General features: G+C 69.6%; 9 protein-coding genes and 1 pseudogene. 2 read left to right on the forward strand and 8 right to left on the reverse strand.

What is annotated here, in order from left to right:
• Nucleotides 1-98: 98 nt before the first annotated feature.
• The 3 genes from dnaE to H8B22_RS12230 all read right to left on the reverse strand — a co-directional run bounded on the left by dnaE (nt 99) and on the right by H8B22_RS12230 (nt 5398).
• Nucleotides 99-3611 (reverse strand): DNA polymerase III subunit alpha, encoded by a 3513-nt coding sequence (gene dnaE, locus H8B22_RS12220; protein WP_187711686.1) that lies wholly within the window; start codon nt 3609-3611, stop codon nt 99-101.
• Nucleotides 3612-3820: 209 nt separating this feature from the next.
• Nucleotides 3821-4471 carry a YkvA family protein gene (locus H8B22_RS12225; RefSeq protein ID WP_187711687.1) on the reverse strand — a complete coding sequence of 217 codons (651 nt, stop codon included), beginning with the start codon at nt 4469-4471 and terminating at the stop codon, nt 3821-3823.
• 279 nt (nt 4472-4750) lie between these two features.
• Nucleotides 4751-5398: a hypothetical protein gene (locus tag H8B22_RS12230; protein WP_187711688.1), complete on the reverse strand. Its 648-nt coding sequence runs from the start codon at nt 5396-5398 to the stop codon at nt 4751-4753.
• Nucleotides 5399-5566: 168 nt separating this feature from the next.
• Here H8B22_RS12230 and H8B22_RS12235 point away from each other — a divergent pair, with 168 nt between their 5' ends.
• Together H8B22_RS12235 and H8B22_RS12240 are read left to right on the forward strand one after the other, a co-directional pair.
• The gene (locus tag H8B22_RS12235) at nt 5567-7774 is read left to right on the forward strand and encodes a winged helix-turn-helix domain-containing protein (RefSeq protein WP_187711689.1); all 2208 of its coding nucleotides are present in this window, start codon (nt 5567-5569) and stop codon (nt 7772-7774) included.
• Nucleotides 7775-7818: 44 nt separating this feature from the next.
• Nucleotides 7819-8202, forward strand: a complete 384-nt coding sequence (locus H8B22_RS12240; RefSeq protein WP_187711690.1) for a hypothetical protein — start codon at nt 7819-7821, stop codon at nt 8200-8202.
• Nucleotides 8203-8211: 9 nt separating this feature from the next.
• Here the strand turns inward: H8B22_RS12240 and H8B22_RS12245 are convergent.
• The 5 genes and pseudogenes from H8B22_RS12245 to lpxD form a co-directional block, all read right to left on the reverse strand.
• Nucleotides 8212-8790, reverse strand: a pseudogene (locus H8B22_RS12245) (ribonuclease HII); the annotation flags it as partial.
• A gap of 113 nt (nt 8791-8903) precedes the next feature.
• Nucleotides 8904-10151: a lipid-A-disaccharide synthase gene (gene lpxB / locus H8B22_RS12250; RefSeq protein WP_407060852.1), complete on the reverse strand. Its 1248-nt coding sequence runs from the start codon at nt 10149-10151 to the stop codon at nt 8904-8906.
• Between the two features lie 28 nt (nt 10152-10179).
• Nucleotides 10180-10977 carry an acyl-ACP--UDP-N-acetylglucosamine O-acyltransferase gene (gene lpxA, locus H8B22_RS12255; protein ID WP_187711693.1) on the reverse strand — a complete coding sequence of 266 codons (798 nt, stop codon included), beginning with the start codon at nt 10975-10977 and terminating at the stop codon, nt 10180-10182.
• The gene (gene fabZ / locus H8B22_RS12260; RefSeq protein WP_187711694.1) at nt 10974-11432 is read right to left on the reverse strand and encodes a 3-hydroxyacyl-ACP dehydratase FabZ; all 459 of its coding nucleotides are present in this window, start codon (nt 11430-11432) and stop codon (nt 10974-10976) included. The genes lpxA and fabZ overlap by 4 nt, the downstream gene beginning before the upstream one ends.
• Before the next feature lie 86 nt (nt 11433-11518).
• Nucleotides 11519-12553: a UDP-3-O-(3-hydroxymyristoyl)glucosamine N-acyltransferase gene (gene lpxD / locus H8B22_RS12265; protein WP_187711695.1), complete on the reverse strand. Its 1035-nt coding sequence runs from the start codon at nt 12551-12553 to the stop codon at nt 11519-11521.
• Nucleotides 12554-12557 lie beyond the last annotated feature (4 nt).

The raw sequence follows: 12557 nt of genomic DNA on the forward strand, positions 1-12557 counted from the left end.
AGGGCGGAAGTGTAGCCGAGGTGAGGGAAAGGGGCCGTACGGGGGTGTTTGTTGGCGCGTTCGCCGGCGTTGCCGGCACCGGAACTGTGACCGCCGGCCTACCAGGGCCGCGAGAACGCCAGCTTTACCGTCCGCACGCCCGGTTGCGAGCGCAGCGCGCCCGGCAAGTCCGCGTCGACACGGATGGAATGCGTGCCGTTGAGGTCGAGCATGCCGGCCACGCCTTCGCGCAACAGGTCCAGGCGCAGCGGCGTCGCGCCCGGGCGGTGCTTGGCGAGCAACGAGTCCACGCGCGCCCAGGTGCCGGGAACGCGCAGGTCCAGGCGCAGCGACAGGCGCTGCGCATGCTTGGCGCACAACTGCGAGTAATCCCAGCAGCGCTGCGCCTTCAACGCGAAGCCGCCGCTGAAGGCGTCCTCGCGCAGGCCGCCCTGCACGATCAGCAGGCGATCGCGCGCGATCAGCTGGGCGAACTCGTTGTAGGTCTCGGCGAAGAAGGCGCATTCGAGGCGGCCGCGGCCGTCCTCGATCTGCACGAACATCTGGCTGTCGCCTTTCTTGCGCAGGCCGACGACCTGGCCGGCGACCACGGTTTCCAGTTCTGGGCGCCAGCCGCTGCGCGCGCTTTCCGGCCGCGATTCCCAGATGCGTTCGAGGTCGCCGAGGTCGTGGCCGACCAGCGCGCGCAGTTCCTCGCGGTAGGGATCGAAGGGATGGCCGCTGAGGTAATGCCCGAGCGTGTCGCGTTCGCCGCTGAGCAGCTGCACCAGCGGCCACTCGTCGGTTTCCTTCAGTTCGATGTGCAGCGCGGGCGCCGCGGTTTCCGCGCCGCCGAACAGCGAGACCTGTCCGGCTTCGCGTTCGCGTGCGAGCTGCTCGGTGGCCTTGAGCACTTCCGGTAGCTGCAGGCTGAGGCTGGCGCGGTTTTTCCCCAGCGCATCGAGCGCACCGGCCTGCACCAGCGCTTCCAGCGCACGCTTGTTGAGCTTGCTGCTGTCGACGCGCTTGCAGAAGTCGAGCAGGTCGACGAATTCGCCGGCGCGACGCGCCTCGACGATCGCCTCGCACGCGCCGCGGCCGACGCCCTTCACCGCGCCGATGCCGTAGCGGATGGTGTCCGGTGTCGTCGCTTCGAACATGTACGCCGACGCGTTCACGTCCGGCGGCAGCACGGTCAGGCCCATCACCCGCGCTTCGTCGAGGAAGCCCACCACCTTGTCGGTGTTGTCCATGTCAGAGGACATCACCGCGGCCATGAACTCGGCCGGGTAGTGCACCTTAAGCCACGCGGTCTGATACGCGACCAGCGCGTACGCCGCCGAGTGCGACTTGTTGAAGCCGTACTCGGCGAACTTCTCCATCAGGTCGAAGATCGGGCTCGCCTTGCTCGCCGGGATGCCGCGCTCGAGGCAGCCGGCCTCGAACTTGGCGCGTTCCTTCGCCATCTCCTCGGGCTTCTTCTTGCCCATCGCGCGGCGCAGCATGTCGGCGCCGCCGAGCGTGTAGCCCGCCAGTACCTGCGCGATCTGCATCACCTGTTCCTGGTACACGATGACGCCGTAGGTCGGCGCCAGCACCGGTTCCAGCGAGTCGTGCGGGTAGGTGACTTCGGCGTTGCCGTGCTTGCGGTCGACCCAGTCGCGGTCCATCCCCGAGCCCAGCGGGCCGGGACGGAACAGCGCGGCGAGCGCGATGATGTCCTCGAACGTATCCGGCTTCGCGCGCTTGAGCAGCTCGCGCATGCCGCGCGATTCGAACTGGAACACCGCGACCGAATCGCCGCGCGCGAACAGCTCGTAGGTCGGCTTGTCGGTCAGCTCCAGCGCGGTGATGTCGAGCGGTTCGGTGCCCTCGCGCGCGCGGCGCACGTTGATCGCCTTCACTGCCCAATCGATGATCGTGAGCGTGCGCAGGCCGAGGAAGTCGAACTTCACCAGGCCGACCGCTTCGACGTCGTCCTTGTCGAACTGGGTGACCGGATTCCGGCCGCGGCCTTCGCCGTCGTGTTCGGCGAACAGCGGGCAGAAGTCGCTGAGCGGCGAAGGCGCGATCACCACGCCGCCGGCGTGCTTGCCGGCGTTGCGGGTGAGGTCTTCGAGGCTGCGCGCGAGATCGAGCAGGTCGCGGACGTCGTCTTCGGCGTGGTAACGCTGGATCAGGTCGGCCGAGGCGAGGTTGCTGTCCTTCTTCGCGGCTTCCGATTCGCCCAACGCATCGTCGAGGCAGATGCCCAGCGTGTTCGGGATCAGCTTGGCGATGCCGTCGACCATGCCATACGGATGGCCGAGCACGCGCCCGGAGTCGCGTACGACCGCCTTCGCGGCCATGGTGCCGTAGGTGATGATCTGGGAGACGCGGTCGCGACCGTACTTGCGCGCGACGTAGTCGATCACCTCGTCGCGGCGGTCCATGCAGAAGTCGATGTCGAAGTCGGGCATCGACACGCGTTCGGGATTGAGGAAGCGCTCGAACAGCAGGTCGTACGGCAACGGATCGAGGTCGGTGATGCCCAGTGCCCACGCGACCAGCGAACCCGCGCCCGAACCGCGGCCCGGGCCCACCGGGATGCCCTGCGCCTTGCCCCAGTTGATGAAGTCGGCGACGATCAGGAAGTAGCCCGGAAACCCCATCTTGATGATGACGTCCAGCTCGGTTTCCAGGCGCGCGTCGTAGATCTCGCGGGTCTTGCCCGGGGCGATCGGGTTCTTTTCCAGGCGCGCGATCAAACCGTCGCGCGCGGTGTTGCGCAGCCACGATTCGATCGTGTGTTCGCTCGGCACCGGGAAGGCGGGCAGGGCGTATTCGCCCAGCTTCATCGTGACGTTGCAGCGCGTGGCCAGCGCGACCGCGTTGTCGATCGCGTCGGGGATGTCGGCGAAGAGCTTCGCCATCTCTTCCGACGAGCGCAGGAACTGTTCGGCGCTGTATTCGCGTGGGCGCTTGGGATCGTCGAGCACGCGGCCCGAGGCGATGCACACGCGCGCCTCGTGCGCCTCGAAACCTTCGGCGTCGAGGAAGCGCGCGTCGTTGCTGGCGACGACGGGCAGGCCGCGGCGCGTTGCCGCGTGCAGGGCGAAGGCGTTGAACGCTTCCTCGCCGTCGCGGCCGGTGCGGGTCAGCTCCAGGTGCAGGCGATCGCCGAACACTTCGCGCCAGTCGGCGAGCGAGGCTTCGGCGAGTTCGTGGCGGTGGCTCGCCACCAGTTGGCCGGCGAGCGACTTGCGCCCGGCCAGCGCGAACAGGCCGGCGTTGTCCTCGCGCAGCCATTCCGGGCGGATCGCCACGCCATCGATGCGGTGACCTTCCATCCAGGCGCGGCTGAGCAGGCGCGACAGGGTGAGGTAGCCGGTGCGGTCGCGGCACAGCAGGGTCATGCGCGCCGGCGTCTCGTTGCCGTCGGCCAGGCCGATGTCGGCGCCGATGATCGGCTTGATGCCCGCGCCCTCGGCGGCCTTGTAGAACTTGACCGCGGCGAAGAGGTTGTCGAGGTCGGTGACCGCCACCGCCGGCTGGCCCAGCTTCGCGCAGCGCTTGACCAGCTCGCCGATGCGGATCGTCGAGTCGGCGAGCGAATACTCGCTGTGCAGATGGAGGTGAACGAAGCGGGACATGCGGACCAAGGCGAACCGGTCCCGCAGGTTAGCAGCCGGGGCCGGGCCGGACGAGATTGACTTTCCGCGCAGCCGCAGGGCGGGCCTGGGCCCGCCGAACCGCGCATCTCATCGCGCCGGAAGCTTCGAGCGCCGGCGTTCCCTAAGGCAGGCGCAGGCCCGCCCTGACGTCAATCCGCAGCGTTCCCGAAGGCGGGCCGGGGCCCGCCCTACAGCGGCGATCCGGTCACCCGCAGCGGGCCTTCCGGGGTGCGGCCGTTGGCGAAATGGATGTCTTCGATGCGCGTGCTCATGCGCATCAGCTCGATCTCGGCCAGCCGGTCGCGCAGCCAGGCGTTGCGCTGTTCTTCCGGCGTTCCGGCCGGGTGCTCGCTCTGCCGGTAGTCGCAGAAGTCGCGGTATTCGTTCGCTTCCTGCGCGAACGCCGGCCACGCCAGTTCGATCAGCAGCACGTCGTCGAGCCGGCCCAGCAGCGGCAGGCGATCGGGAATCAGGTCGTCCTCGCGGTCGACATACGCCAGCAGCTTGTTGATGCGCATGCGGGTCGCGTCGTCGGCGTCCCATGCGCCGTCGTCGAGCAGCGCGCGCAGTTCGTCCATGCGGCTCAGGCGGGCGTCGAGTTCGGCATACGCCTCGTCCTCCGGCAGCGACAGCAGCCAGGCCGCCAGTTGCTGCAGGCGCGGCTGGTCGACGCGGGCGGCGTCGGGATACAGCTCGTGCACGAGTTCGTCGAAGTGCACGACCGCGGGGCCGGACAGGGCGATTTCGGGGAAGCCCGCCGGAGCGCCGAGGGCGTCGGTGAGGCCGCCGCGGAAATGTTCGAACGGCAATGGGTGATCGGTGGGGGTGGGGTGAGGCATGCGCATTGGGCACCTCGTTTCCGGCCACGGGTCCATCGAGGACGTTCCTTCGTGGACGCTCCCTTCAGGCGCCGTGCTCGGCCGGTGGCTCGCACGGCCCCGGGTCCTGGGGTTTGCGATCCGATGATGCGCCGATGCGGCGCGGTCGGACGGCGTTGCCGACGAACGGTTCAGCGCTGCGACGCATTGCTGACTGCGCGATCCCGGTTGTGTTTGCGACATGTGACGAGGCCGCCCAGTCGGGCGGCCTCGTGGCGTCGTCCCTGGCAGCCTCCACGCTCAATGCACGTAGAAGCACGCCTCGCGTTGCGGCAGGTAGCTGTTCTCGCGGATGCAGCGGCGTTGCTTCTCCAGGGTGTATTCGGCCCGGCGGGCGTCTTCCCAGTCGTTGCGGCTGAACTGGAACGCGCCGATTTCGCGGCCGCGCAGCATGGCCTCCAGCGAGCGCAGGCGGCAGTAGTCGAGGAAGGCCGCGACTTCGTCCCGCAGCGCCGGCCAGGCGGCGTCGACGGCGATGGCGTCGTCCAGGTGGCCGACCGTGGGCAGCGAGTTGGGCAGCAACTGGTAGCGCCCGGTGACGTAATGCACCATCAGGGCGGCGACGGCACCGGCGTCGTCGATCGGCTCCCACTGGCTGTCGTTGAGCATCTTCGCGGCCGCTTCGAGCCGTTTCATGCGTTGCAGGATGCAGGCCGGCTCGCCCGTGCCGTTCACCCGGTCGCGCAGCTCGCGCGCCGCCGTGGCCAGCCGGTCGCAGTCCAGCGGCGCGTTCCGGCGGCCCAGCCGGGCCAGCAGGGCGTTGAAGCGGTCGACAGAGGCCGCCGTCAGATGGAAGTTGTCGATGCAGTGGCGGCGGCCGGGCCCGATGGGCGACGGCTGGTCGAGGATGGCAGGCAACGGAATCGTGGCAGTGAGCATGGCGTTCATGGCAGAAGCTCCGTGGGGGTGTGGACACGTCGGCGATCCGGCGTGGGGACAGGCTGCGCCCGCACCCCAACACGGTCATGACGGCCACAAGACGCATCCCGAAGCCTTCCCTGACGATGTAGTGGCATTCATGAGGTTTTCCTGATGGATGCCGGAGGACATGCGGGGATGGGCAAAAACGGGGGTGACGGCTACCGCTTCGGCCCGTTCCTGGTGGACGCCGCGGCATACACGCTGACCCGCGACGGCGAGCCGCAATCGCTGGAGCCCAAGGCCTTCGCCGTGCTGCTGCACCTGCTGCGGCATGCCGGCGAGCTGGTGCGACACGAGGACCTGCTCGACGCGGTGTGGGGCCACCGGCACGTGACGCCCGGCGTGCTCACCCGCGCCATCGCGCAATTGCGGCACGTGCTCGAGGACGACTCGCACCGGCCGCAGTACATCCAGACCCAGCATGGCCTGGGTTACCGCTTCATCGGCGAGCTGAAGTCATGGCCCGAATCCGACGGGCCGCCCGCGCGCGCCTTGGTTGCACCTGCAGCAGAACCGGTGCCGGGAGGGCCTTCCGGCGCGCCCGCGACGGGTGACACCCATCATGAATGGGGCAACGGTGCGAACGCGGTGGTCGCGGCGTCGCCAGCGAACCCGAAGGCCACCCGCAGGCGGCGCGGGTGGCTGCTGCCGGTGCTGGGCGCTGCAGTACTGGTGGCCGCCGTGTTTGGCGGGTGGCAGTGGTACCGCGCCTCGCACCCGGTGCAGCCGGCGGAACCCTCCATCGCGATCCTGCCCTTCGCCAGCCTGAGCGCGAACAAGGACGACAGCTACTTCGCCGAAGGCCTTGCGGTCGAGCTGCACGGCGCGCTGGCCGGCGTGCCCGGGCTCAAGGTCGCCGCCTGCCGCAGCGACAGCGCCTGCGGGACGCCCGGCGCCGATCCGCGGCGGGTGGGCAAGCTGCTGGGCGTGGCCAGCGTGCTCGAGGCCGACGTCCGCCGTGAAGGCAGCAAGGTGCGGATCAACGCCCGACTGACCGACACCCGCACCGGCTACACGCTGTGGTCGGGAACCTACGACCGCGAGCTCACCGCGGTGTTCGCGCTGCAGACCGAACTGGCGCGCGACGTGGTGCAGTCGCTGCTGGGCGTGCTGCCGCGCGACACCCAGGCCCTGACCAGGCGCCTGGCGCCCACCAGCAACGTCGCCGCGTACGACGCCTACCTGCACGGCATGCAGCAGCTCGGCCAGCGCGAGGGCGGCGACGGTGGTGGCGGAGGCGGAGGCAGCGCGCGCTCGATCGGGTTCTTCCGCGAGGCGCTGGCCGCCGATCCCGCGTTCTCCCGCGCGCAGGCCGGCATCTGCCGTGCCGAGATCATCGCCTTCGAAGGCGCGCACGACGCCGCCGCCTTCGAACGCGCGCAGGCCGCCTGCCAGCGCGCCGCGACCATGGACCCGTACCTGCGCGAAGTCAGCCTCGCCCTCGGCGACCTCTACCGCGCGCGCAGCGACAACGCGCAGGCCATCGAGTATTACCGCAAGGCGCTGGATGCCCTCGCGCTGCGCGCGGACGCTTATCTCGGCCTGGCGCGCACGGAATCCGCGCAGGGCCACCACGAGCTCGCGCTGGACTACTTCGAACGCGCGCGCCAGTCGCGCCCCGGCGACCCGACCATCTACCGCGGCCTCGGTTTCGAGTACTACCTGCACGGCGACATGCCCAAGGCGATCGACGGCTTCACCACCGCGGCGACGCTCGCCCCCGACGACGAGGACATCTGGAGCAGCCTCGGCGGCCTGTACATGGTCAGCGGTGATGCCCCGCGTGCGGCCGACGCGTATTCGCGTTCGCTGACGATCAAGCCGAACTACGCGGCCCTGAGCAACCTGGGCACGCTGCGCTACGAGCAGCGCCGCTATCCCGAAGCCGCGGAGCTGTACCGCCGCGCCTCGTCATTGAACGACAGCGACTACCGCATCTTCGGCAACCTCGGCGATGCCTTGGCGGCCGAGCCCGCGAGCGCGGCGCAGGCGCGCGAGAGCTACGAACGCGCCGCGCGCATGGCGCAGCAGTACGTCGACATCAAGCCCAGCGATGCGCACGCCCTGGCCGTGCTCGCGTGGTACCGCGCCAACCTCGGCCAGGAACCCGAATCGCGCGCGCTGATCGAACGCGCCAATGCATTGAACGCCGAGCCCGGAGAAGTCGCGTTCTGGGCCGCGCAATCGCTGGCCGTGCTCGGCGACGCAGACGGTGCGCGTGGCTGGATCGAGCGCGCGCGCGCGGGCGGGGTCAACACGCCGCGCCTGCAGGCTTCCCCCGTGCTGCGCCCGCTGCTGGGCGCCACGCCGCAACCGCAGCCGGCGGCCAAACCCGCCCGCTGAACCCCACGGCCCAGCGGACGGGCACAGACAAGGAGAGATGCGTGATGAACCTGTTGTCGCTTGCAACGATGGGAATGGCGCCGGTGCCGAGTTCGGGCGGCGGCGGGGGCAACGACAAGCCACCGCCGGAGGCGAATATCACCATCCAGGTCGACGCCACCACCCGCCAGCCCAAGGCGGAACCCGTCAGCGCATGGGTCGATCGCGGCGGCAAGGTGCGATGGGAGTGCCCGGAGCAGTTCGACATCATCCTGAAGTTGCTGTGGACCGGCGACACGGTGACGCGTTCGGCGAAGAAGGTCGGCGACGCCTACGTGCTCGAAGTGACTGCTGGCAACATCGACGGTCGCTATTCCTACGGCATCTCGGTCAAGGGCGGCGCGGTCGATCCCGACGTCATCATCGGGCCGAAGATCCACAACCTCTGAGGCGCGTACTCAGGCCGGCTGCGCGAACAGGTCGCCCTGCGCCAGGCGCACCGGCATGAAGCTGCGGCGGTGATGCGGGCACGGGCCGTGCGCCTTCAGCGCGGCCAAGTGCGCGGGCGTGGAATAGCCCTTGTGCTCCGCGAACCCGTACTGCGGCCATTGCTGGTGCAGTTCGCGCATGTAGCGGTCGCGCGACACCTTGGCGAGGATCGACGCCGCCATGATCGCGCGGTCGCGGGCATCGCCGCCGATCCAGGCTTCGCCCGGCCGGCACAGGCCGGGCGGCACGATGTTGCCGTCGATGCGCGCCGCGTCGGCCGCGTGCGCCACGCCTTCCAGGGCGCGGCGCATGCCGGTCAGCGTGGCCTGCAGGATGTTGATGCGGTCGATCTCTTCGACGTCGACGAACTCGACGCGCCAGGCTAGCGCGCGCTGCACGATGCGGTCGTAGAGGACTTCGCGCCGCTCCGCATCCAGCTTCTTGGAATCGTCCAGCCCGTTGACGGGCGTGCGGCCGGGGGCGAACACCACCGCGGCGACGACCACCGGCCCCGCCAGCGGGCCGCGCCCGGCTTCGTCGATGCCGGCAATGCGCAGCAGGCCCGGTTCCTGCGTGTGGGTTGCGATGGACATGGGCGCGGGGACGTCGGGCATCGGCGGCTGCTCTGGCGACGCACGCAGGTTGCGCGCGCGTCGCGCGTTCACGCAACCGACGGCGCGGGCAGAAGTTCAACCACCGCGTCGGCGGCGCGCGCGGAGGCGTCCTGCCGCAACTGCAGGTGCAGTTCGCGGAAGCGCGGCTCGATGCGGGCCATTGCCTCGGGGTCGCGCAGCAGCGCCAGCGTCGCATCGGCGAGTTTCTTCGGCGTGCAGTTGCCCTGCATCAGTTCGGGAACGACGCGCTCGCCGGCCAGCACGTTGGGCAGCGAATAGTTGCGGGTCTTCAGCATGCCCAGGCCCTTGACCAGGGCGTAGGTCAGCGACGCCACGCGATAGGCGACCACCATCGGGCGCTTGGCCAGCATCGCTTCCAGCGTCGCCGTGCCCGAGGCGAGCAGGATGACGTCGCTGGCGATCATCAGGCGCCGCGCGTTACCGACCAGGATGCGCAGCGCGGGGCGCAGTCGCTCGAGATCGGGGTGCTTTGCGAGGACGCGGCGGAAGGCCAGGTTGCTCGGCGAATTCGCGATCGGGACGATGACCTGCAGATCGGGGACTTCCTCCAGCACGCGGGCCGCCGCCGAAAGGAACGTCGCCGCCAGCCGCTGGATCTCGCCGACGCGCGAACCCGGCAGCAGCGCCAGCACCGGGCGATCGGGATCGATGCCCAGCTGCTCGCGCACGGCCAGGCGGTCGGGGTCCAGCGGCATCTCGTCCGCGAGCGGGTGGCCGATGAAGCGCGCATCCACGCGGTGCTTCGCGTAGATCGGCGGTTCCATCGGGAACAGGCACAGCACGCGCGACGCGGACTTGCCGATCGTCGCGGCGCGCTTCTCGCGCCACGCCCACACCGAGGGGCTGACGTAGTGCACGGTGCGGATGCCGCGCTGCTTCAGCCACTTCTCCACGCCGAGGTTGAAGTCGGGCGCATCGATGCCGATGAAGACATCCGGTTGCCAGTCCAGCACGCGCCGGCGCAGTTCGCGGCGCACGCGCAGCAGCCGGGGCAGGTGGCGGAGCACTTCGGCCAGGCCCATGACCGCCAGTTCGGAGGCATCGAACCAGGTGTCCATGCCTGCCGCGCGCATCGCGTCGCCGCCGATGCCGGCGAACCGCGCATGCGGATAGCGTTGCTTGAGTTCGGCGATGAGTCCGGCGCCGAGCAGGTCGCCGGAGGCTTCGCCTGCGACGAGGGCGATACGCATGGGGCGGTGATTGGGGATTTGGGATTCGGGATTGGTCAAGGCGGAGTCCGTCCGCGGTTGCAGGTTGCGGTTGCTTCTACGAATCCCCAATCCCAATTCCCGAATCCCGGCTTCAACGCAGCAGCGGCCGTTCGCCGCTCTCGATGAAATCCAGGAACGCGCGCACGTCGGCGCTGTCGTTCGCGATGTCCGCCAGCCGCGCGCGGGCTTCCTCCAGCGAGGCGCCGGACATGTACAGCGCACGGTAGGCGCGCTTGATCGCGCCGATGCGCTCGCTGTCGAAACCGCGGCGCTTGAGGCCTTCGCTGTTGATGCCGCGCGGTTTGCCGTAGCCCTCCTGCGCGACCATCAGGAACGGCGGGACGTCGCCGTTGACGAACGCGCCCATGCCGACGAAGGCGTGCGAGCCGATCCGGCAGAACTGGTGGATGCCGGCGAAGCCGCTGAGGATCACGTGGTCGCCCACGGTCACGTGGCCGGCGAGCGTGGCGTTGTTGGAGAACACGCAGTGGTTGCCGACGTGGCAGTCGTGCGCGACGTGGGTATAGGCGAGGAACCAGTTGTCGTCGCCGACGCTGGTGCTGTTGCCGCCGCCGCCGGTGCCGCGGTTCACGGTGCAGAACTCGCGGAACACGTTGCGATCGCCGATGCTGAGTTCGACGCGCTCGCCGGCGTACTTCTTGTCCTGCGGCTCACCGCCGATGGCGCAGTGGCCGTGGAAGCGGTTGTCGCGGCCGATCCGCGTGGGGCCCTGCACGCTGCAGTGCGGGCCGAAGCTGGTGCCGTCGCCGACCTCGACGTCGTTGCCGATGTAGCAGAACGCGCCGACCTGCACGCCCGCGCCGAGCTTCGCGCCGGCTTCGACGACCGCGCTGGGGTGGATCACGGGCGCAGGCGTGGCGCTGGTCATGCGTCGCTCTTCACTTCGGCACAGAGGATTTCGGCGCTGGCGACTTCCTGGCCGTCCACGCGGGCGGTACCGACGTAGAGCGCCATGTTGCGGATGACGCGCTTGAGCGTCACTTCCAGTTCGAGCTTGTCGCCCGGCACGACCATCTTGGCGAAGCGCGCGTTGTCGACCTTCACCAGGTAGAACAGGCTGCCCTTGCCGTCGTGGCCCGACAGCTGCGTCAGCAGGCCACCGGCCTGCGCCAGCGCCTCGATCACCAGCACGCCCGGCATGACCGGGTGGCCCGGGAAGTGGCCGTTGAAGAAGGGCTCGTTGACGCTGACGTTCTTGTACGCCAGCACGCGCTTGTGCGGTTCCAGCTCGACCACGCGGTCCACCAGCAGGAACGGGTAGCGGTGCGGAAGCACCTTCTGGATGCCGGCGACATCGACCGGGAGTTGCACGGGCTGGGTCATCATCTTTTCCTGGCGCACGGAAGCGTGCAGCGAATCGGCCATTATCCGGCTTCACTGCCACATGCGCGTCCGTATGGGCGGCAAGCTTACCCTGATTGGTCTTCGCGGTCTGCCGGCGCGCGCCCGATCCGGCGGGCGAGGGCGTCCAGCTGCTTGAAACGGGCAGCGTTCTTGCGCCAGCTGCGGTTGTCCATCAGCGGGGTGCCCGAGGAATACTCGCCCGGTTCGCGGATGGAATGGGTCACCAGGCTCATCGCCGTGACCATGACCTTGTCGCAGATTTCCAGGTGGCCGAGGACGCCGGCGGCCCCACCGATCAGGCAGTAGCGGCCGATGCGCGCGCTGCCGGCGACGGCTGCGCAACCCGCCATGGCGGTGTGCGCGCCGACGAAGACGTTGTGGCCGATCTGGATCTGGTTGTCGAGGCGGACGTCCTCCTCGAGCACGGTGTCTTCGATGGCGCCGCGGTCGATGGTGGTGTTGGCGCCGATCTCGCAGTCGTCGCCGACCACCACGCCGCCGAGCTGCGGCACGTTCAGCCACTTGCCGGCTTCCATCGCCAGGCCGAAACCGGCGGCGCCGAGCACGGCGCCCGGGTGCACGGTCACGCGCTGGCCCAGGCGCACGCGCGTGACCAGCGTCACACGCGCGAGCAGTTCGCTGCCGGCGCCGACGACGCAGTCCTCGCCGATCACGCAACCCGGACCGATGACAGCGCCCGCTTCCACGCGGCTGCGCGCGCCGATCGAGACGAAGGCGCCGACGTGCGCGCTGGCGTCGACGTGGGCGTCGGCGGCGATGTCGGCGGAGGCATGGATGCCGGCCGGGCGAGCCGGTTCCGGCTCGAACAGCGCCGACATCTTCGCGAACGCGGCGTAGGGGTCACGCGCGATCAGCGCGGTGCCGGCGTGGCCCGCGGCGTCCTCGGTGCGCAGGACGACCACGCTGGCCTGCGATTCGGCCAGCTGGCCGCGGTACTTGCTGTTGGCGAGGAACGCCAGTTGCCCGGCCTGCGCGCGGGCCAGCGTGCCGACGCCGTGCACGCGCACGGCGCCATCGCCCTGCAACTCCAGGCCGAAACGTTGCGCGAGTTCCGCGGCGCTGTAGGCAGGATTGGCCATGTCC

The sequence above is a fragment of the Lysobacter terrestris genome, from assembly GCF_014489475.1.
Taxonomy (GTDB): Bacteria; Pseudomonadota; Gammaproteobacteria; order Xanthomonadales; family Xanthomonadaceae; genus Agrilutibacter; species Agrilutibacter terrestris.

Coding starts and splice junctions, on each gene's coding strand:
- dnaE (WP_187711686.1), bottom strand. CDS start 3,611: ATGTCCCGCTTCGTTCACCTCCATCTGCACAGCGAGTATTCGCTCGCC.
- H8B22_RS12225 (WP_187711687.1), bottom strand. CDS start 4,471: ATGCCTCACCCCACCCCCACCGATCACCCATTGCCGTTCGAACATTTC.
- H8B22_RS12230 (WP_187711688.1), bottom strand. CDS start 5,398: ATGAACGCCATGCTCACTGCCACGATTCCGTTGCCTGCCATCCTCGAC.
- H8B22_RS12235 (WP_187711689.1), top strand. CDS start 5,567: ATGGGCAAAAACGGGGGTGACGGCTACCGCTTCGGCCCGTTCCTGGTG.
- H8B22_RS12240 (WP_187711690.1), top strand. CDS start 7,819: ATGAACCTGTTGTCGCTTGCAACGATGGGAATGGCGCCGGTGCCGAGT.
- lpxA (WP_187711693.1), bottom strand. CDS start 10,977: ATGACCAGCGCCACGCCTGCGCCCGTGATCCACCCCAGCGCGGTCGTC.
- fabZ (WP_187711694.1), bottom strand. CDS start 11,432: ATGACCCAGCCCGTGCAACTCCCGGTCGATGTCGCCGGCATCCAGAAG.
- lpxD (WP_187711695.1), bottom strand. CDS start 12,553: ATGGCCAATCCTGCCTACAGCGCCGCGGAACTCGCGCAACGTTTCGGC.